The 18,312-nt window shown below is 48.6% G+C and carries 24 protein-coding genes; 19 read left to right on the top strand and 5 right to left on the bottom strand.

Annotation, left to right across the window (positions count from 1 at the left end):
- Positions 1-116: 116 nt before the first annotated feature.
- The 13 genes from AC2TF6_RS26765 to AC2TF6_RS26705 all read left to right on the top strand — a co-directional run bounded on the left by AC2TF6_RS26765 (position 117) and on the right by AC2TF6_RS26705 (position 9,019).
- Positions 117-986, top strand: a complete 870-nt coding sequence (locus AC2TF6_RS26765; protein WP_491309260.1) for a sigma-70 family RNA polymerase sigma factor — start codon at positions 117-119, stop codon at positions 984-986.
- Positions 987-1,257: 271 nt separating this feature from the next.
- Positions 1,258-1,797 (top strand): RNA polymerase sigma factor, encoded by a 540-nt coding sequence (locus AC2TF6_RS26760; RefSeq protein ID WP_009676356.1) that lies wholly within the window; start codon positions 1,258-1,260, stop codon positions 1,795-1,797.
- Positions 1,787-2,731 carry a hypothetical protein gene (locus AC2TF6_RS26755; protein WP_491309259.1) on the top strand — a complete coding sequence of 315 codons (945 nt, stop codon included), beginning with the start codon at positions 1,787-1,789 and terminating at the stop codon, positions 2,729-2,731. Before AC2TF6_RS26760 ends, AC2TF6_RS26755 begins: the two co-directional genes overlap by 11 nt.
- A gap of 306 nt (positions 2,732-3,037) precedes the next feature.
- Positions 3,038-3,400: a hypothetical protein gene (locus AC2TF6_RS26750; RefSeq protein ID WP_491309258.1), complete on the top strand. Its 363-nt coding sequence runs from the start codon at positions 3,038-3,040 to the stop codon at positions 3,398-3,400.
- Between the two features lie 334 nt (positions 3,401-3,734).
- Positions 3,735-4,169, top strand: coding sequence for a hypothetical protein (locus AC2TF6_RS26745; protein ID WP_491309257.1), 435 nt, complete (start codon positions 3,735-3,737; stop codon positions 4,167-4,169).
- A gap of 4 nt (positions 4,170-4,173) precedes the next feature.
- Complete coding sequence (locus AC2TF6_RS26740; protein ID WP_491309256.1) at positions 4,174-4,692, top strand: sigma-70 RNA polymerase sigma factor region 4 domain-containing protein; 519 nt, start codon at positions 4,174-4,176, stop codon at positions 4,690-4,692.
- Positions 4,693-4,822: 130 nt separating this feature from the next.
- A complete protein-coding gene (locus AC2TF6_RS26735) occupies positions 4,823-5,023 on the top strand; it encodes a hypothetical protein (RefSeq protein ID WP_491309255.1) in 201 nt (66 codons plus the stop codon).
- Positions 5,020-5,403: a retropepsin-like aspartic protease gene (locus AC2TF6_RS26730; protein ID WP_491309254.1), complete on the top strand. Its 384-nt coding sequence runs from the start codon at positions 5,020-5,022 to the stop codon at positions 5,401-5,403. The genes AC2TF6_RS26735 and AC2TF6_RS26730 overlap by 4 nt, the downstream gene beginning before the upstream one ends.
- A gap of 199 nt (positions 5,404-5,602) precedes the next feature.
- A complete protein-coding gene (locus tag AC2TF6_RS26725; RefSeq protein ID WP_009676362.1) occupies positions 5,603-5,962 on the top strand; it encodes a BlaI/MecI/CopY family transcriptional regulator in 360 nt (119 codons plus the stop codon).
- Positions 5,959-7,434 (top strand): M56 family metallopeptidase, encoded by a 1,476-nt coding sequence (locus AC2TF6_RS26720; RefSeq protein ID WP_491309253.1) that lies wholly within the window; start codon positions 5,959-5,961, stop codon positions 7,432-7,434. Before AC2TF6_RS26725 ends, AC2TF6_RS26720 begins: the two co-directional genes overlap by 4 nt.
- 154 nt (positions 7,435-7,588) lie before the next feature.
- Positions 7,589-8,353 carry a MerR family transcriptional regulator gene (locus AC2TF6_RS26715; RefSeq protein ID WP_491309252.1) on the top strand — a complete coding sequence of 255 codons (765 nt, stop codon included), beginning with the start codon at positions 7,589-7,591 and terminating at the stop codon, positions 8,351-8,353.
- A gap of 1 nt (position 8,354) precedes the next feature.
- Positions 8,355-8,705, top strand: coding sequence for a DMT family transporter (locus AC2TF6_RS26710; protein ID WP_491309251.1), 351 nt, complete (start codon positions 8,355-8,357; stop codon positions 8,703-8,705).
- Positions 8,705-9,019: a DMT family transporter gene (locus AC2TF6_RS26705; protein ID WP_491309250.1), complete on the top strand. Its 315-nt coding sequence runs from the start codon at positions 8,705-8,707 to the stop codon at positions 9,017-9,019. The genes AC2TF6_RS26710 and AC2TF6_RS26705 overlap by 1 nt, the downstream gene beginning before the upstream one ends.
- Here AC2TF6_RS26705 and AC2TF6_RS26700 read toward each other — a convergent pair.
- Positions 9,016-9,315, bottom strand: a complete 300-nt coding sequence (locus tag AC2TF6_RS26700; RefSeq protein ID WP_491309249.1) for a hypothetical protein — start codon at positions 9,313-9,315, stop codon at positions 9,016-9,018. The genes AC2TF6_RS26705 and AC2TF6_RS26700 overlap by 4 nt on opposite strands.
- A 289-nt stretch (positions 9,316-9,604) precedes the next feature.
- On the opposite strand from AC2TF6_RS26700, the gene AC2TF6_RS26695 reads away from it, so the two are divergent.
- Both AC2TF6_RS26695 and msrA read left to right on the top strand, forming a co-directional pair.
- The gene (locus AC2TF6_RS26695) at positions 9,605-9,829 is read left to right on the top strand and encodes a MerR family transcriptional regulator (protein ID WP_009672945.1); all 225 of its coding nucleotides are present in this window, start codon (positions 9,605-9,607) and stop codon (positions 9,827-9,829) included.
- Positions 9,830-9,923: 94 nt separating this feature from the next.
- Entirely contained in the window at positions 9,924-10,601 is a 678-nt protein-coding gene (msrA, locus tag AC2TF6_RS26690) for a peptide-methionine (S)-S-oxide reductase MsrA (RefSeq protein ID WP_491309248.1), read from the top strand.
- Between the two features lie 136 nt (positions 10,602-10,737).
- Here the strand turns inward: msrA and AC2TF6_RS26685 are convergent, their stop codons facing one another.
- Both AC2TF6_RS26685 and AC2TF6_RS26680 read right to left on the bottom strand, forming a co-directional pair.
- Positions 10,738-11,595, bottom strand: coding sequence for an arsenite methyltransferase (locus AC2TF6_RS26685; protein WP_491309247.1), 858 nt, complete (start codon positions 11,593-11,595; stop codon positions 10,738-10,740).
- A gap of 70 nt (positions 11,596-11,665) precedes the next feature.
- Positions 11,666-12,115, bottom strand: coding sequence for a MarR family winged helix-turn-helix transcriptional regulator (locus AC2TF6_RS26680; protein WP_491309246.1), 450 nt, complete (start codon positions 12,113-12,115; stop codon positions 11,666-11,668).
- A gap of 207 nt (positions 12,116-12,322) precedes the next feature.
- Here AC2TF6_RS26680 and AC2TF6_RS26675 point away from each other — a divergent pair, with 207 nt between their 5' ends.
- Entirely contained in the window at positions 12,323-13,621 is a 1,299-nt protein-coding gene (locus tag AC2TF6_RS26675; RefSeq protein ID WP_491309245.1) for an arsenic transporter, read from the top strand.
- Between the two features lie 145 nt (positions 13,622-13,766).
- Here the strand turns inward: AC2TF6_RS26675 and AC2TF6_RS26670 are convergent, their stop codons facing one another.
- Positions 13,767-14,297, bottom strand: a complete 531-nt coding sequence (locus AC2TF6_RS26670; RefSeq protein ID WP_491309244.1) for a cysteine hydrolase family protein — start codon at positions 14,295-14,297, stop codon at positions 13,767-13,769.
- A 128-nt stretch (positions 14,298-14,425) separates the two neighbouring features.
- Between AC2TF6_RS26670 and AC2TF6_RS26665 the strand changes: the two genes are divergently transcribed.
- The 3 genes from AC2TF6_RS26665 to AC2TF6_RS26655 all read left to right on the top strand — a co-directional run bounded on the left by AC2TF6_RS26665 (position 14,426) and on the right by AC2TF6_RS26655 (position 16,921).
- Positions 14,426-14,737: an ArsR/SmtB family transcription factor gene (locus AC2TF6_RS26665; RefSeq protein ID WP_491309243.1), complete on the top strand. Its 312-nt coding sequence runs from the start codon at positions 14,426-14,428 to the stop codon at positions 14,735-14,737.
- Positions 14,738-14,875: 138 nt separating this feature from the next.
- Entirely contained in the window at positions 14,876-16,063 is a 1,188-nt protein-coding gene (locus tag AC2TF6_RS26660) for an MFS transporter (protein ID WP_491309242.1), read from the top strand.
- 207 nt (positions 16,064-16,270) lie between these two features.
- Entirely contained in the window at positions 16,271-16,921 is a 651-nt protein-coding gene (locus AC2TF6_RS26655; protein ID WP_491309241.1) for a hypothetical protein, read from the top strand.
- 98 nt (positions 16,922-17,019) lie between these two features.
- Here the strand turns inward: AC2TF6_RS26655 and AC2TF6_RS26650 are convergent, their stop codons facing one another.
- Positions 17,020-17,994: a hypothetical protein gene (locus tag AC2TF6_RS26650; RefSeq protein WP_491309240.1), complete on the bottom strand. Its 975-nt coding sequence runs from the start codon at positions 17,992-17,994 to the stop codon at positions 17,020-17,022.
- Positions 17,995-18,312: the final 318 nt, after the last annotated feature.

Genomic DNA, 18,312 nt, shown 5'->3' with positions numbered 1-18,312 from the left:
ACAACATTTTTTTGGAAAAAAATCAGCAAATGTTTGGCACCTTGTCTTGTCACATTGTTCGGGCTGAATTCGTCAGTATTTATAGAGGATTCTATTTTGTGCGAGGAGTTAGAAGGATGAGCAAACAAGTTGGGTTGGCAAATACGTTCGAAGCACACCGGAAGCACCTCCAGGCAGTGGCTTATCGAATGCTGGGATCATTGAGTGAAGCGGAGGACGCCGTACAAGAGGCTTGGCTGCGTCTTAGTCGCGAGGATGGAAGAGGCATCGAGAACATGGGGGGATGGTTGACTACCGTTGTTTCGCGTATATGTCTAGATATGTTACGATCGCGAAAATCCAGGCGCGAAGATTCGTTAGAAACTCACTTGCCCCATTCTTTCACGAGCCAAGAGAATATAGTCGATCCCGAACAAGAAGCCGTATTGGCTGATTCCGTCGGTATTGCACTGCTAGTCGTGCTGGGTAAGTTGAATCCTGTTGAACGCATCACGTTCGTACTCCACGATGTCTTCGCCATGCCCTTTAATGAGATTGCTCCTATTGTAGGAAAGTCGGAGATCGCAACAAGACAACTTGCGAGCCGGGCACGCCAACGGATTCGCGGAGCGAAAACAATGCCGGAAGTCGATTTTGCTTACCAACGCGACGTCGTTAAAGCTTTTCTGGCCGCGGCTCACTCAGGCGATTTCGAAACTCTTGTAGCTATGCTTGATCCGGATGTTATCCTTCGTGACGATCGTCAAACAGGATCTTCCAGAGTAACGCGAGGAGCGCTCGCACTAGCGAAACAAGTTTCGGGACGTGCACAGAAAGCGGCACAACTAGCCCTCGTGAAAGGACAAGCAGGAATTATAGTAGCTCCACGGGGCAGATTGCTCTATGTACTCCAGTTTACAATGAATCAAGAAAAAATTGTCGAGGTCGACCTGATCTCCGATCCTGAACGAATAAGCCGGCTTGGTCTGGCAGTGTTAAGCGATTGAGCGCTGGTCAATCCGGTCTAATGTTTATTTTCTTAGGACAAACTTACATTCGTCTGAAGCGAAAATCCCACCTGGAGCCGTTATTGGCCGGATGGGATTTTTTAGCTGCCCCTTAGCAGGTCAGGAGCTCATTCATGGCAGTTTTTCTGCCTCATACTACCACTCGTACGTAGACTCTCCTCCGTATTCAAAAATATTTTCATAGCGTCGATTCAATTTAGGGAACTTTGAGCACGCTATCTTGTCTAATAGGTTGGGAGGGGGGAGATAGATGGAAACGGAGTACCTAAAATATTTTCAAGAAGTCGATAATACGGAATTGTACAATCTTATGACTCAATATGGGGACGATGTGTGGAGGTATGCCTATGCATTAACCGGTAATTACGAACAATCCAATGATATTGCGCAAGAAGTCTTTCTTAAGGTTCATTTGAAGATGTCTACCTTTAGAGGACAATCCTCTTTCAAAACCTGGTTGTTTTCCATTACGAGAAATATTGCGATTAATGAAATGAAATCCAGTTATTTTCGGAGGATTCTGTTGTTTGGAAATGTGAAAAGCACTCGGACAGTACAGTCAGCCGAGGTTTCCTATATGGCGAATCAGGCGGCTGCAGATCTCCGGGAAATTATTATGGGTTTATCTCGAAAACTAAGAGAGGTTCTTATTCTAAGTTTGGAACATGAGTTGACTATTCAAGAAATAGCGGAATTACTTCACATTTCTGAAGGAACGGTAAAGTCAAGAATGAGCAGAGCGCGTAAGGAAGTTGAAAAGAGATGGGGGAATCTGAACCATGAATCGTGAGAAACCGAATTGGGCAGCGTTGGTTAAGGCAAGCTCCGTCGGGAGAGGCGTATTCACTGAACAGATGAAACAAACGGTGCTTACCCGGGTTGAACAGAATCAAAGAAAGAAACTGAAAAACCCACTACTCTATATGGCTGCTCCGCTGATAGGCCTTCTGATCTGCATCTCTATTTTTCAGGTCTTTGATCGTTTCCCGGCAGCATTTAAAATTACGGAAAATATGGTGACCATGGGGTCGAAAGAAATTTCTGGTGAAGATATCACCCTGCATTACGAGCCTGCAAAGGAACTGTCGGTCATCCCTGATACAGATAAGGGAATTAGGGGATATACTTTGTCGCGGCTGCCGTTAGCGTCTGTACATGTAAAAGAGACGGTGTCTATTGAAGGAATCGGCAAGTATATGGATTACACAAAAATGGATTACACAAAATCGGATAAAGACCCAATCTCTTATTTCGGTTTTCAGCTTACCAACCATCCTGGTTCTACCGAGGATGAGTTTTATGAAATTGGCTATGGAAAAATGAGTGAAGCGAAACTTCAAAAAAGTGATGCCTTTGGTTTGATGAATCTTCGGCTGGATGGCAAATGCGGACCCGAAAGAAGATGTGTGTATTGGATTGCCTTAAACCAAGATGAGGTTGTGGCCTACGAACAAATGGATGCATGGAGCATTTACGAGCAAGACTTGGATAAGGATGGAGTAACCGAGGTTGTCGCATCGACCTATGCAAAAGAAATCTATATTTACAAAAATATAAAAGGTCAGATCCAATCGGTTGATGTTCAAGCGGCGTTGAAGGCTGGATATGGAGATACGGTAACTTATAATCCGGATAACCAAGTTTTTCAGATCACCGGTAAGGGTGGAACGAAAAAATATCGCTATGTCACAGGAGCGGATATGTTCCGTAAAGTGCACGAATAGGGAATGGATGCAGTTGGACATTTGTCATGGCTGCGGCGAGCTTTTAGGGATTTACTGAGCTGCGGCTCGTTTTTATACCACGCAGAAGGTCTCGGCGTTGAACGGGGCCTTTTTGCTGTTCCGGGAGCAGGGAGGTAAGCGCGCGGGATCACAATCTTTTAAACTCAAAAATAGGTCGCATTGGATATAGCTTGCATGTAAACTTGACTATAAGACTTGTTAATATATAGAAATATCTTCGAACGGGTAAACTCTTCGTTCCCCGCAAGCCGGGGAAAATAACTTAGCGTTTAGGCGGTGACTTAGATGAATGAAAAAAGTTGGCTAGTCGTGCAGTTTCCCCTAAAAAGCGTAAAAGGCAGCCAGCGCGACCACTGGTTAAAAGACAAAGTGATGGAGTATTTGGGGATTTTTTTATCGGATGCCGAGCTGGGCTATGTGGACGGGTTTGATATGGGAAAATGCGTTTCCGACCCGACTGCGTATGCTCTTAACATATTTTGCGTCGTTACGGATGAAGCACGCGGTATTGCTTTGATCAAAAGAGTTTTAAGAGAATACAGGCTGGATTATACTCGCATTAAAATTGCAGCTATGCCCTATGAGAACGGAGACGCCTACACCCTGAAATATGCTTACAAGAAGGGCGTGACCGATTTTTCGTTATGAGGGGATGGAGGCGTGAGCATAACATGAAGTTTGCTGATATCGAACAGAAATAGGAGCCATATCGGTTCTCTAGTTAATGGTATACCAATTAATCAAAAAGCTACTTCGAACAGAGAGTTACGTTTTCGAGGTAGCTTTTTTGACCTGTTTCCGAATAAATATAGACATAGTTTCAATCCCCAGAAAGATAAATATCATCCATCCGACAACTCAAGCATAATGTAGACGGTCTATTATATCAACTAAATTCTATGTTTATATGTATTGACTAAAGATAACTATAAAGGTAATATCAGATCATAAAAACCAAAATTTTCTATAGGAGGCTATGTTCATGGTCGATGGATCTGAAAATAAGATTAAGATGGATTTACCACAATTTGAATGGTTTTTACCACGTCCCCCCAAGCCGGTTTTATCTATAACAATATCAAAAGAGAAAATGATTACTTTTAATAAAAGTCTCTGTGAAAGTATCCCGCAAAAAATTAAAATTGGGATCAATTCAGACGGTACCATGCTGGGACTGATAGGCTTTCCTGAAGAGGGTTATCGCATTCCGAAGAATGGAGTAGTCAGGGATGAGTACTTGGTTCATTGCATGGAGGAACGCGGAGTTCGTTTGCCCGCAAGATATTCAGTTGAAAAAATAGATGAACTATGGTTAGCCACGTTAATCCCCTCTACCCCTGCACCAACAACTCCAAGAGCGACTCCTAAAAAACCAAGAACAAATGGACTTAAAGCTATGCTTCCAAAGAAGAAATAAGGCAATGGAAAAAATTACTGAAGATGATGTTGTGAGACATTATATATCTCTTGTCACACAGGAATGTAAAGACTCCTATAAAGGCCTGGAGCTAGAGGACCGAATTGCAGAAGGTGCACTTGCCCTAATCCATGCAATACGTACATATAAGGTGCAGTATGGATGTTTTGAAGAATACATGCTTTTACAACTGAAATTCACTATGAGGGACAAAAATAAAGAGGCATGGAAGGCAAGGAAGTTGGAGTCTTTGCTCTCTCTAGACGCCCCGTTGTTCAACAACAATAGTACCTTCTCCGCCTTGTCTAACTTCTTAGGTTCAAACTCTCACGATGAAACTATTTTTGAAGTGAATTATTTTATAGAGAATTTGTCAATAATAGAGAAGCGAGTTGTCCTCCATTTAATAGAAGATCGCGATTTGATTAAGATATCTAGGCACCTCGGAGTCTCGGTTTCACAAATACAGCATATTATCGAGAACATTCAAAATAAGGTTGAGTTATACATGAATGGTTATTAGTAATTGAGAGGAGCAAAGCATTTTGTGTGCTATACTTAAAGTAAAAAAGTACTAACTTTCAGAGGTGACGAAGATGCGTTGGGAAGAGGTTAGAGAGCAATTTCCAGACGAGTGGGTGGTCTGTGAGGCTTTGAAGTCTCATTCAGAAGACGGCTACTGGCTCATTGATGAAGTGGCACTTATTGATCGATTTGATGATTCCGCAGTGGCAATGAAGCGCTATTACGAATTGCATCGGGAACAGCCTTACCGGGAGTATGGGTTCTTTCACACATCTCGTGAAGAGCTGAAGCTTCGCGAGAAGTGGGCGGGGGTTAGAGGGCCCAGATGAATATTGAGGTAAAGTACGGGTTACCATTTATAGAAGTTGTGATTTGTTATCGGGACGAACAACTTCATTTGAAGCACGTTTTGCTCGATACTGGTTCGGCGGGAACAATTTTCAGTGCAGATGTAGTAGATGCGATCGGAGTTAAGGTTGAGCCTGAGGATGTTCTGAATAAGATAAGGGGTGTAGGGGGAGTAGAAGTCGTTTACTCTAAATATTTTGACTTCGTGAGGACAGGCGAGGTTTCTTTGGAAGTTTTTGAAGTAGAGATAGGAGAAATGAATTACGGGTTGGAAATTGACGGAATACTAGGTTTTGATTTCATCCAGGCTGCGGGGTTAGTGATCAATTCTAAAGAATTGACTGTAGGCGCGAGGGTTTAGCTGCGCTATCCCAGAATATTTCAAACCTTACGCGGCGACGGATTTTGAATTTACACTTTACGAGCCGCCCCATACATACAAGAGACCCGGCCGATTGGCTGGGTCTTTTTGCCGATCCAACTCTTGACAACAGAGGTTTACTGCAATAAACTCATTACATTAAGGTTTATCACAATAAACCCGCGAGGGGGCGATCCGATTGGAACCGTACAAATTGTTCGATGCCGAATACAAATTCGCATGCCTGGTTTGGGATCATGAACCGGTCAATTCTACCGATCTCGTAAAGCTAAGCCAAACAAAACTTGGTTGGAAGAAGTCCACAACCTATACCGTGTTAAGAAAGCTTTGTGAGCGGGGAATCCTCAAAAACGAGGGAGCGACGGTCACCGCAATCATTAAGAAAACCGACGCGCAGAAATACGAAAGCCGGACGGTTGTGGATAAAGCCTTCAACGGATCTTTACCGCAGTTTTTAACCGCTTTTCTGGGTGAAAAGAAACTGTCGGAGAAGGAGGCTGAGGAGCTGAAGCGGATTATTGAGGAGGCAACCCGATGACGAGCCTGTTCCTTACTATCCTTAATATGAGCATTACGGCCAGCTATGTCGCAATTGCGGTTATTATCACGAGATTTTTTTTGAAACGAGCTCCTAAGATATTTTCTTATCTATTATGGCTGGCCGTAGCCGTAAGACTGGTCATTCCCGTTAGTTTCACTTCAAGCTTTAGCCTGTTACGGCTGGTACAGCCCCAAGGCAGGTCCGGAACAGGTTTCATGGAGTTTGTGCCGCAGAATATGGGGATGCAAAAAAATCCTGTGGTGGATGCCGGAATAAGCGGAATAAGCCATTTTATTAACTCGACTCTCCCGGTTGCCGCGCCAACGTCAAGCGTAAATCCCATGCAAATCATCCTGTGGCTTGCAAGTATAATCTGGGTAACGGGCACGGTCGTTCTCCTTTTTTACAGTGTCCTGTCTTATTTGAGAATACGAGCAAGAATTCGAACGGCAACTCTCGTCAAGGATCGGCTATTTGAGACGGACCGGATCACCACACCGTTTGTATGCGGTTTTCTGAAGCCGAGAATATACATTCCGACCGGTCTTAGTGAGCAAGAGTTGTCGTATATTTTACTGCATGAAGAGACACATATCCGGAGACGGGATTATTGGATAAAACCTCTGGCGTTCGTGATTCTGACTGTCCATTGGTTTAACCCTCTTATGTGGCTGTCTTATGCGCTCATGAGCAAGGACATGGAGATGTCCTGTGATGAGTGTGTCGTGGACAAGATGGGCGACCAGATTAAAGGAAGCTACTCTACGACCTTGCTTTCACTTGCGGTAAGGAGGAGCGGGTTACGGACCGGCAGTCCGCTTGCTTTTGGAGAGGGGAATATTAAGGCAAGGATTAAAAATATTCTCGCCTATCGTCAGCCCTCCTCTTGGATAGCCGCAGGCTCCATGCTTGTTATTGCAGCCTTGGTACTAGGTTGTTCGGCCGATCCCAAGCCCAAGCCTTTATCGCATTCGTCCCAGCTATCCTCGCAGCCGCTCTATTCCGGGTATGATATGGAAAAGCTTATGGGGAACAAAACGCTCTATGTCGGCAACCATATAAAAGTAGGCGGCCTCATCGGCGGAATGCCCAGGCCAAGCGGCTTGGAAGGCAGGGGCATTGAGCTTCAAACGAAGGCGCAGCCTTACGGAGTTACGGTCTATTATGTCGTGAACGACGATACGGTTGTGTTAAAAGACGGAGCAGTCAGCGGAGAAGCTTTTTACCGGAATTCCATTCTGCTGTTAAGTCTGATTGATAACGTCGATTGGATCACCTATTCGATTGCGGACCCTACGGGTCCGAATGATGGCCCGGCGTACAGCTTTACGCTCACAAGAGAACAAGCCGAAAAAATGCTGGGAGAGGATGTCAGGTCCTACGGCAAGGACCAAACAAGCCTGCGGCAGCTCATTGATCGGTTGGAACGTCTGAACTTCAATGAAACCGGGCGTACGGTTCAATCATAAGACGACGCGAGACAACCCGGAAGGTCCCGGCAGAGAAGCTGGGGCCTTTTTGTTGTTCAGTTTTTTCAACATAGAGGCTGTATAGGTATGAAATATACTCTTGACTCTCTCCTATACTGGAGACTGTATAATTATGGGGTAAGGAGGGACTTAGATGTACAGTATCGGACAGTTGTCCAAGAAGACGAACATATCGATAAGAACGCTGAGATATTACGATGAAATCGGGCTGCTGAAGCCGGCCAAGGTAGCGGATTCGGGCTACCGGTACTACTCCGGCAGGGAAATTAAGCTGCTCCAGCATATCGCGGCGATGAAGGAGCTGGGTTTTACGCTGGCCTCGATCAAAAAAATGCTCTCTTCCGAGGAAGAGACAAGCGAGATTAATTGGAGAGCTTATCTGGATTTTGAACTGGCCGCAATTGCGGAAGAGAGAAGGCGGCTGGATGAGATGGAAAAGCTGCTTCAGATCACACGGCACGCGTTCGAGATGAAGGGAGATGTCGAGTCGGAGGACATTTTTCTATTCATCCGGTCTCTAAACGCTCCGTCCGAGGGCAGGGAAATGTTCCTGACTCAACATTTTACGGATAAGGAAATTAGAATCATCAAAAGCTTGCCGGACCTGAGTGCAGACGATCCTCGGAATATGGCGTGGGCAAAATTGATCCGGGAGGTCAAGGGAAATCTGCATGAGCCGCCGTCTTCGGCTGTTTCTCAAAAGCTTGCGGCTCGGATCGTAGAAATTTCGATGGATTGGTTTCAGCAGGATGAGCAGCTCATCGAGAAATATTGGACATTAATCCGTCCCGATGAAGGAGAAGAAGCGAAGGTGTACGGAATGGAAGCCGACGTGATGGATTATATCGACCGGATTGTCGATTGGTATTTACAGCATTTGGAGGAGGGGCAGTCGTAGAATGGGAGTCAAATCGGAAGTACGGATGAGTGAGGCCAGAGCATGGACCTATGTGATTCTGGGGGGACTGCTGGAGATTGTGTGGGCAAGCGGATTCAAATATGAAAATGTACCCGGTATTGTCGTTCTCATCGCCCTGTTGACGAGCTTCGATTTAATCATTAAAGCAACCAAGGTTTTACCGGTGGGGACGGTGTATGCCGTGTTTGCAGGTATGGGGACGCTCGGGACTACGATTGTGGAAATCGTCATGTCCGGAGGGGCTGTCAGCATGGTACGGATTTTTTTTATACTTCTTCTGCTGGCGTGTATCGTCGGTTTGAAACTGTCGGGTAAAGGAAGTGAGGCGTGATGGATTGGCTGCTGCTCGTTTCGGCGGGATTGCTGGAAGTGATCGGGGTGATCGGGATCAAACGGGTCGCCCAAAATAACAATGTCACCAACAACATTATCCTTATCGGGGGATTTCTCGTAAGCTTCCAACTGCTTGTCCGGGCGATGGAAACGATCCCTCTGGCGACGGCTTACGCGGTATGGACGGGAATCGGAACGGTCGGGGCCGCCGTAGTGGGGATGTTATTTTTCAAGGAACCGGGAGGCTGGATGCGGATCGGTTGTATTCTTGGCATTATATTCTCTGTCGGCGGGCTGAAATTGGCCGGTTAAATGAGTAGAGGAGCTGCGGCGGCAGCTCCTCTTTTTGTTTTCTTCACAAAGCGGTCATAGTTGATCGGTGTAAAATTGAGGTGCCGTTTGCTGACCGGGGTATGTGTAGTGAGAAGCTCCTGTGTAAGGTAGGGTTGATTGTCCAGGGAAATACGGGTTAGCTGTTCCTTGATTATTTTCGCGGAAAAAGAAAGGACTAAAGAAGGGGGTTCCAAAGCCTCCAAACCCAAACGGAGTGCCAAAACCCCCGAACCCAAACGGAGTTCCAAATCCTCCAAATCCGAACGGACTTCCAAACCCGAACGGGCCTCCAAAACCTCCGTGCCCAAAGCCGCCGTGCCCGAAACCACCGGGTCCAAAACCTCCGAAGCCTCCGTGAAAACTCATATGTGCTGCCTCCCTGTCTAATGGTGTAGGTATTTGACCTTGGTATTGTATGGGCTTCTGTCATAAACGGTGCCTAGCTAGAGGTAAAAATAGGCTTTGCCAAATTCCGATGAGCTTAGGTAAACCTCCTTTCTTGTGGTATACTTATACAATCAGTCAAGAAATGTACTGGCTAAGATTAGGAAGGTTGCCGTCCCTATGCAAGCATTCCAGGATTGGAATCAAAAGGTAAAAAAGACGTTCAATGCGACGAGTAACGAGGTTGTTTTGACGGTTACGGAAGCGGGAAATTTACTGGGGCTGTCCAAAGATCAGATGAAGACTTATGTAGATAAAAGCACGCTGACCAAGGTGCCGATCATGAGAAGCGTTCATAGGTACCTTTTATTGAAAAAGGAAATAGACGAGCTGTTGGAGCGGTAAAAAACACCTGGATAGGTGTTTTTTTATTAGTTGCACCTGCGGGTGGGGAACAATAGCCCGGATAGGCTTATTCATATGGAGGAGGCCGGATTGAATGGACGATTGTCATGCCGGAAAGGAAACGGCGGAGCTTACGCTTCCGCAAAACAATCTGCAAACGGCAACGCTCGGGATGGGCTGTTTTTGGAGCCCGGATGCCTTGTTCGGCCATTTGCCCGGTGTAATCCGCACCAGGACAGGTTATGCCGGAGGAAGGACCGAACAGCCGACTTATCGCGAAATGGGAGACCATTCGGAGACGGTAGAGCTGGAGTTTGATCCGGCGGTGATTACGTTTGAGGATATTCTGGACGTGTTTTGGGACAACCACAATCCCGTCAACATTAACGGGTATAAAGGGCGGCAGTATTTGTCGCTGATTTTGTATCATAACAGGGAGCAGCAGGAGGCCGTACAAGCGGTGATTTCCCGGCGCAAGAAGCAGGGAAGCACGGAGACAGAGACGGAAGCGGCTCCCTACTCGGTTTTTTATCCGGCTGAAGAACGGCACCAGAAATATTATTTGAAAAGATTTCCCGATGCCGTCGACAAGCTCGGCACATTGTATCCTTCTCACCGCGAGCTGGTGAATTCGACTTTGGCGGCGCGGCTGAACGGACTGGCCAAAGGCTACACGAGCCTGGAGCGGGTTGCCGGAGAGATCATGCAGTGGCCGGTGGAACCGGAGGACCGGCAGAAGGTTCTCGATCTGATCCGGCGGATCCGGTGGTAGGCAGCTTTCGGGGCAAGTACAGGCAGGCATAGTGCTGGGCTCAGCAGGATGCCTGAGTACGATGCCATTGGTTTATGAGGAACATCCGATTCTTGCAGCATCCGCCGTATGGAGAGACGCTGAAGCATTCCGGTTGTCAACTGTCAGCGCCTGAAGGCTTAACGGCCTGGATGACCGCCGAGACAATGTACCGGTCAATCGCCGCGCCTGGAACCCAGTCTTTAATAAAAGCTTTGGACTGATCTTTCGGCTCGATTGAAATACTGGTAAAGCCGCTGTTTTGCAGCAGACGCTCCAAATCGGCGATGGAAGAAGCGCCGGAAATACAGCCGGAGTAGAGATCGTTTATGTCGTTTCTGATCTCCTCCGGAAGCTCGGCCGTGGTGACAATATCGGAAATGGCGAGTCTGCCTCCCGGCTTAAGGACGCGGAAAGCTTCATGGAACACCTGCTGTTTATCCGGCGAGAGGTTGATGACACAATTGGAGATAATCACATCGACAGAATTGTCGCGGACAGGCAAGTGCTCAATTTCTCCGAGCCGGAAGCCGGTGTTGGAGAAATTGCCCTTCTCCGCGTTGCGGCGCGCACGGGTGACCATCTCGGGAGTCATGTCGACTCCGATGACTCGGCCGGCTGCACCCACCTGTCGGGAGGCCAGGAAGCAGTCGAATCCGCCGCCGCTGCCCAAATCCAGCACGATTTCGCCGGGCTTCAGAGCCGCTATGGCTTGAGGATTGCCGCATCCCAGACCCAGATTGGCACCCTCGGGCACGGCGGTCAGTTCCTCTCCGGAATAGCCCAGCCTGGCCGAGATGGCATCGAAATCGGCGGGGGTATCGCAGCAGCTTTCCGTCTGGTTTTCTGCCTGGCTTTCCGCGTGCGCACCGGGAGAGCAGCAGGAGGTCAACGGGATGGATTTGACGGCTACTTCTTTGTATTTGCTGCGTACATTGTGACGAATCAGATCGTGGTTGCGGTTTTCTTTTGTCATTATAATCACTCCTTAATGAATGAATAGTCTGTTGGTATACTTGCAAAATGCAACTATTTGTTGGAAAAACTTACCCCGAAACCGGGGCACAGCAGCGGCTTGATTTCCCCATTGCGTCGTTAAACAGCTTAATGGAGCGGATCAGCGTCTCCTTTTCAAATTCACTCATATAAGAAAAAACTTCTTCGAGGTAATCGTTCATCTGGGTATCGATCGCGGTCGCGACGAACTTTCCTTCCGTTGTCAAAGAGAGCGTGTGGATACGGCGGTCGACAGGATCGGGCGTTTTCTGAACGAGCTTCATTTTGATCAGAGACTGCACTTGCCGGCTGAATGTTGTGATGTCGGTTCCGAGTATTTCGGCTACCTGCTGCATGGAAGGCTTGTGCCGGCGGTCGATTTCATAAAGAATGTGGCTTTGGACGAGGGAAATATCGCATCCGCCGACTGTGCAGCAGTTTTTGTTCAGCAGCCCGAAACGCCGGGTCATCATTTGAAAAAGCTCCCGTTCATCCTGCAAAGGAATCACCTCCTGAATTTGTTATACAATAAATTATTGCAAGTTGCAAGTATGTTTGAAATCAGGAAAAAGAGGTTCTATATATAAGTATATGGTTATATAATAATGTCGGCTTGAAATTGTTATAGGATATTCCGGATTACAGGGCTCTTATAACGAATAGTTATTGGTAACCGTGAACGAAGCGTTAAATTGGAGGTTGGAGCAGTGAGTACTGTAGTGTGGGCATGTCTCATTTTTTTGATTACGTTGACGCTGATTATTTGGCAGCCCCGAAATTTGTCTATCGGTTGGTCGGCTTGCGGCGGAGCGGCGGCAGCTCTTCTTGTGGGTGTGGTCACCTTTCAGGATGTGTGGGATGTCACGAATATCGTCTGGAACGCAACGCTGACATTCGTGGCGATTATTCTGATCTCGCTGATTCTGGACCGGATCGGCTTTTTTGAGTGGGCGGCGCTGCACATGGCCAAAGCGGCCAAAGGCAGCGGTCTTCGCATGTTTATATATGTATCGGTGCTCGGAGCGTTTGTCTCGGCGTTTTTTGCCAATGACGGAGCCGCGTTGATTTTGACTCCGATTGTGCTGGCCATGGTGCGGGCACTTCGTTTCGACGAGAAGAAAGTGTTCCCTTTCATTATCGCAGGCGGTTTTATTGCGGACACGACGTCGCTGCCGCTGGTCGTCAGTAATCTGGTGAATATCGTTTCGGCAGACTTTTTCGGGATCAGTTTCATGGAATACGCCGGGCGGATGATCGTGCCGAATTTATTTTCGCTGGCTGCCAGCATTCTGGTGCTGTATCTTTTCTTCCGGAAAAGTATTCCCCGGCATTTTGACGCGGAGCAGGTGAAAAAACCGGCGGATGCGCTTAAAGATCCCGCCATGTTCCGATTGTCGTGGGTGGTGCTGGGAGTTCTGCTGGCCGGGTATTTCGTCAGCGGGTTTCTGAACATTCCCGTGTCGGTTATCGCCGGTGTTATTGCCGGTTTCTTCCTGTTGATGGCGCGTAAAAGCTCCACCGTTCCGGTCCGGGAAGTGGTGAAGGGCGCTCCGTGGGCGATCGTCTTTTTTTCCGTCGGGATGTATGTGGTCGTATACGGGCTGCGCAATGCAGGCTTAACGGATCTGCTGGCCGGTGTTATTCAGGCGGCGGCTGACCGGGGGATGTTCGCGGCGACGATGGGGATGGGTTTTCTTGCCGCTTTGATATCGTCGCTCATGAACAACCTGCCTACCGTCATGATTGACGCCCTCGCCATTGACGCAACCAGCGCGGCAGGTGCCGCGAAAGAAGCGTTGATCTATGCGAATGTGATCGGCTCCGACCTGGGACCCAAAATTACCCCTATCGGTTCCCTGGCGACGCTGCTCTGGCTTCATGTCCTGAATTCCAAAGGAGTGAAGATCTCCTGGGGCACTTATTTTAAAACGGGGATTCTTCTTACCGTTCCTACGTTGTTCATTACCCTGCTGGGCCTGTACTTCTGGCTAAGGATTCTGGCGTGAATGAAGCGGGCTGTTTTCCGGCGGGTGCGTGACGAGATCGGGGAGCGCATGGGGCGGTTCGCCGCCACAGGCGAATAAAGCAAAACCGCCGAGACGGACCAGCGCGAAGCTGATCTGCAGGCGGTTTTTTGCTTTTTGCCGGCGCTTAAAAAGCGATGGCTTCCATAGGCTGCAGCGAAGCAAACCTTCCGTTCCAAATATTTTCATGATGCTCAATAATTTTGGATGCGGGCAGAACGGAGCTGTCCAGGGTGCTGTGGCAGTCTTTTGCGACTAGATTGCACTTGTATCCGTGGCTGTAAGCCGAACGCAGGGTGGTATCCAGGCAAAATTCGGTCTGGGCGCCCGCAAACACGAGTTGTTCGACCCCTTGCTTTTGCAAAAAGTCCGGCAGCTCCGTTTCGTGAAAAGCATCCCACGTCGTTTTGCGGATGACCGTGTCATCTTCACGCCGCGCCAATCCATGATAAAGCTGCCAATCCGGGTTGTCCGGGTAAAATTCATCGCCGGGATCGGAGCTGGTGTGCTGGATGAATACGACGGGAACTGCGGCGGAGCGGGCTTTGTCAATAAGGACGTTAATCCGGCCGGCCAGCTCGTCTTTTCGGTACAGGTGATTCTCCGGCAACGTGTAGAACACTTCCTGCATGTCGATGATCACAAGTGCTTTTTTCAACGTAGATTGCCCCTTTACCGCTTTTTCCCTAAGTATAGCCCGCCGCGGAGTTGGTGAAAAGTGGTTCTTTGGCGGCTTAGGAAGGAGAGATGGTTTACAAATCTATAATTCTAGATATAATAGGGAACATGGAACCTTTATTGATCTATAAAGCATTGGCCAACGAAACAAGGCGGCAAATTCTCGACTGGCTCAAAAATCCTGCCGAGCATTTCGACCCGGCGCCGTATATCCAGCACGGCATCGCATTCAAAACTGGGGTCTGCGTAGCGGATATGCAGGGGAAGACGGGTCTCGCGCAATCGGTAATTTCCAGCTATTTAGCCACTATGCAGAAGGCAGGTTTAGTCGAATCGGAACGGATAGGCAAGTGGACGTTTTACAGACGCAATGAAAAAACAATCCGGGAGTTTGCCGACTATATCCGGAATGAACTGTAGGAAGGAGCGCTTTTTTTTACTCAAATAAATCTATATATTTAGATATATGAATAAAAGTATGAATTCTCCTTATTCAGGAGAATTCACTTCTCATTCCACATAGATACAAAATACGAGTCAGACAGGAGTGTTTACTGCATGAAACAGAGAAATACGCTGCTCATTGTGATTCTCGCCTTGGGCGTTTTCGGCATTATTACGACAGAAATAGGTGTGGTCGGAGTGCTGCCCCAAATTACGGAGAAATTCGGGGTAACGGCCTCCCAATCCGGCCTGCTGGTCAGCTTGTTTGCCCTCGTGGTGGCTGTGTCTGGACCGTTCCTGACACTGCTTGCCTCGGGAATAAATCGCAAACGGATTTTGCTTCTTTCCGTCCTTGTCTTCACGATTTCCAACCTCGTTTACATGATGACGGCCAGCTACAACGTGATGCTGCTGTTCCGCATCCTCCCGGCGTTCTTCCACCCGGTGTTTTTCTCGGTAGCGCTGGTGACTGCAGCCAAACTCGTTCCTCCGGAAAAGAGCGGCCAAGCGGTGACTAAAGTTTTTGCCGGCATTACGGTCGGGTTCGCTTTCGGCGTTCCCCTCACTTCTTATTTGGCGGAGCAGCTTTCGCTGGAAGCGGCGTTTCTGTTCGGTGCCCTTGTGAACGGGGCCGCATTTATGGGCATCCTTTTCTGGCTGCCGTCCATGCCGGTTAAGGAAAGAATGTCGTACGGCAAACAGCTCGGTATTTTACGGAAACCGGGCTTATGGCTGAATATTGCTGCCGTTATGTGCTTGTTTGCGGCTATGTTCTCGGTGTACAGCTACTTTGCGGAGTATCTGGGCCAAGTGACCCGCATGACAGGTTCGTTAATCAGCGCGATGCTGATGGTGTTCGGTGTCGTTATGATTATGGGAAATTTTCTGTTCGGTGTTCTGCTGCAGAAGAGCGTAACGAAGACGGTTCTGCTGTTTCCGTTTCTGTACGCCGTCATTTATTTGATGAACTACTGGCTCGGGTCGTACCTGGTTCCGATGATCGGAATGATTGTCTTGTGGGGGATTGTACACTCAGGCGGGCTCATTATCAGCCAGACATGGCTGATGAAGGAATCGGGGGAAGCTCCCGAGTTCGGGAACAGTCTTTTCGTATCGTTTTCGAATCTGGGGATTACGATAGGAAGCGCGGCCGGAGGCTGGTTTATTTCCCGGATCGGTGTACATCAACTTGTCTGGAGCGGGATCATGTTCGCTGTCCTGGCGTTCTTCCTGATCCTGATTAAAATGAGCGTATTCCGTGCTCAGGCGGACTCGGTGGAACATCGGGCGGCTGCCGAGTAACGCTTTTCAAGCGTTAATTGCGAGGTCTGGAGTGTGGCGTTTGAGGTGAGATAGGACGGGGATAAACTCAACGGGACCTCACGGCTTGTACAGGCAGGAAGACTTTTGTACGATAAGGATGAACCGCACAGAGAACGAGGAATAGGATTCGGATAAAAAAGGCTCTCGCGAGGAGCCGGGGAAACCTTGCCGACAGGGGGAGAACGAATGAAAAACTGGGAACGTCCGCTGCCGGAACCGGCTGAGCTGAAAAGGCAGCTGCTGCATATGGCCGCTTTGGATGTAATCATGAACGGGGAAGAATGGCTGAGAGTGTACCGGTACGTGCCGGACTGGAAGGCAGACGCCGCTCTAGGGATCGTCGAGAACGGGGCGGGCGATGACGTGTACGTGGTTTTCGCGGAAGAGGGAGTCATCATTAAGGGCTTTGACCACATGTCGCCTCTCAGCCCGCATGCCCGCGAGGAGTATGGCGTATGGCCGGGCATGTATGAGACGGCACCCGCCGGACTGTTGGCCTATCTGGACAACGACCTGTTCGAACGGGAGGACGTTACGTTCTGCATCTGGCGGCAGGCCGGCGATTCGGCGTGGAAGACCGGAGATCTTCAGGAGGCCGAAGGGGAGGACGACGGGTCCGATTTTCTGCTCGGCTATCTGAAGAATACACCGGAAGAACATGCGGAATGGGCCGTGTCCTACTACGAGAAACCGGTCGATCTTGAAGCGGTACGCGGGCTATTCGCGGGTGCGGCTGTTACGGAAGAGCTTATAGCGGCGCTAAATCCGCAGCGGAGCGCGAAAGACGCCCTGGCGGAGCTGGAGAGTCTGGGGCTGCGTGCCAACCGGGGCCGATAACGGACATGTAAAAGAGGACGGGGCTGTTCCAACTGATCAGCCTGCGTCCTTTTTTTTGTTGAGGGAGAAGTTGTTATCAGTTTCCTTCTTTCCGAAAATTAGAGTGGATTAAATTGTCCCAGCCAGATATAAATGCCCATCAGACCAAACACGACGATGCAGAAGTTAACGGCAACGAACAAGCAGCGCATGACGGGTGTACGGTGGAACTGGTATAACGTTTTGGCGGCACCGCTCCCTTCGATAATGAACAAAATAAGAATCGTATGCATAATGGTGTGGCCCACGATTTCTTTGAACCCGAAAAAGGTGGTCGTCATGAGAAAAACGCCGGTAAGCAGAAGAGCGGTGAAGCGGTTCATGATCCCCATGATAAAAGCCCAGGCGAGCCCCATTTCGATAAACGCGCTGATCAGCACGAAATCCTCAACCGTGAAGCCGAGCGTAGGGAGTCCGTACTCGTGCATAAGCGAGCAGGCGAGCTTGGCCAGTGTCATTTTTTCCATGGAAAGCCAGGCGAGAGACAGCCCCGTGCATAGGTAGAGAATGGGAGTAGCCGATTGCTTCCAGCGGCTCTCGGTGACGAGCAGGTAATAAATAACGCCGGCGTAGAAAAAATAATCAAGCCCGTGGAAGAGCCCGTATGTAACGAGGGAATACCCATACAGGACAGCGAGAGCGGCACCGCTCACGACCAGCAGTCTGCGGTGGAGAAGCCCGGCGATAGCCAGAATCAGCACGGCGTATACCCAGACATGGTCCGATACGAAACTCGGCGCGAGATACGTGCCCGTAAAAAGCTGCATCAGCAGACCCAAACCGACACCGACGCGCAGAATAAGCAAGTGATAGCGCTTTAATCCGTTCAAAAACTGATGAACCCGGTGTACAAGACCGATCCGCTCCAACGATTCGCTGAAGAGGACACAGATAAGCAGGGCGGCCAGTGTGACCCCGAGCCACAGCAGAAAAGCGGGCGTGATGACTTTGGTCATGGGCTGCGGGTTCCAAACGTGGTCTTCGGTAAACCATTTGACGTGGACGTACAAGCCGCTCCATTTTGGAAGGTACATAGTTCTTTTTTCACCTCCTTGCTAAAATAAGATGTCCATTCATCCATTTTCATAGTTAATTGGGGGGGGAGTCGTGATTTTCAGATAATCGAAGCGCTTGCAAAAATCATGAATCCTAGGACTTTATCTAGATAAAGTTATTTTACAAATTATAGTACCACAACCAATTAAAAAAGTAATCGACAATTTTTGTTCAGATTTTGTCCTTATTTGTAGAAATTAGCTCCATTCGACACGGAATGCGGAATCGAGGCGCGGAACCTTCGTTTTTTCGCCAAAAACCCCCTTTCTTTTCGGAGAGTTGAAGAGAGGTTTTGG

Source organism: Paenibacillus sp. JNUCC 35, assembly GCF_058269095.1.
Note: the sequence above shows the minus strand (reverse complement) of the source record. Positions and strands in the feature narration are given on the sequence as shown.

Bases quoted from the DNA above. Each gene is read 5' to 3' on its own strand.
- AC2TF6_RS26740 (WP_491309256.1), top strand. From the start codon at position 4,174: ATGGAAAAAATTACTGAAGATGATGTTGTGAGACATTATATATCTCTT.
- AC2TF6_RS26695 (WP_009672945.1), top strand. From the start codon at position 9,605: ATGCAAGCATTCCAGGATTGGAATCAAAAGGTAAAAAAGACGTTCAAT.
- AC2TF6_RS26720 (WP_491309253.1), top strand. From the start codon at position 5,959: ATGACGAGCCTGTTCCTTACTATCCTTAATATGAGCATTACGGCCAGC.
- AC2TF6_RS26765 (WP_491309260.1), top strand. From the start codon at position 117: ATGAGCAAACAAGTTGGGTTGGCAAATACGTTCGAAGCACACCGGAAG.
- AC2TF6_RS26745 (WP_491309257.1), top strand. From the start codon at position 3,735: ATGGTCGATGGATCTGAAAATAAGATTAAGATGGATTTACCACAATTT.
- AC2TF6_RS26710 (WP_491309251.1), top strand. From the start codon at position 8,355: ATGGGAGTCAAATCGGAAGTACGGATGAGTGAGGCCAGAGCATGGACC.
- AC2TF6_RS26665 (WP_491309243.1), top strand. From the start codon at position 14,426: ATGGAACCTTTATTGATCTATAAAGCATTGGCCAACGAAACAAGGCGG.
- AC2TF6_RS26715 (WP_491309252.1), top strand. From the start codon at position 7,589: ATGTACAGTATCGGACAGTTGTCCAAGAAGACGAACATATCGATAAGA.
- msrA (WP_491309248.1), top strand. From the start codon at position 9,924: ATGGACGATTGTCATGCCGGAAAGGAAACGGCGGAGCTTACGCTTCCG.
- AC2TF6_RS26705 (WP_491309250.1), top strand. From the start codon at position 8,705: ATGGATTGGCTGCTGCTCGTTTCGGCGGGATTGCTGGAAGTGATCGGG.
- AC2TF6_RS26760 (WP_009676356.1), top strand. From the start codon at position 1,258: ATGGAAACGGAGTACCTAAAATATTTTCAAGAAGTCGATAATACGGAA.
- AC2TF6_RS26755 (WP_491309259.1), top strand. From the start codon at position 1,787: ATGAATCGTGAGAAACCGAATTGGGCAGCGTTGGTTAAGGCAAGCTCC.
- AC2TF6_RS26730 (WP_491309254.1), top strand. From the start codon at position 5,020: ATGAATATTGAGGTAAAGTACGGGTTACCATTTATAGAAGTTGTGATT.
- AC2TF6_RS26650 (WP_491309240.1), bottom strand. From the start codon at position 17,994: ATGTACCTTCCAAAATGGAGCGGCTTGTACGTCCACGTCAAATGGTTT.
- AC2TF6_RS26660 (WP_491309242.1), top strand. From the start codon at position 14,876: ATGAAACAGAGAAATACGCTGCTCATTGTGATTCTCGCCTTGGGCGTT.
- AC2TF6_RS26685 (WP_491309247.1), bottom strand. From the start codon at position 11,595: ATGACAAAAGAAAACCGCAACCACGATCTGATTCGTCACAATGTACGC.
- AC2TF6_RS26655 (WP_491309241.1), top strand. From the start codon at position 16,271: ATGAAAAACTGGGAACGTCCGCTGCCGGAACCGGCTGAGCTGAAAAGG.
- AC2TF6_RS26750 (WP_491309258.1), top strand. From the start codon at position 3,038: ATGAATGAAAAAAGTTGGCTAGTCGTGCAGTTTCCCCTAAAAAGCGTA.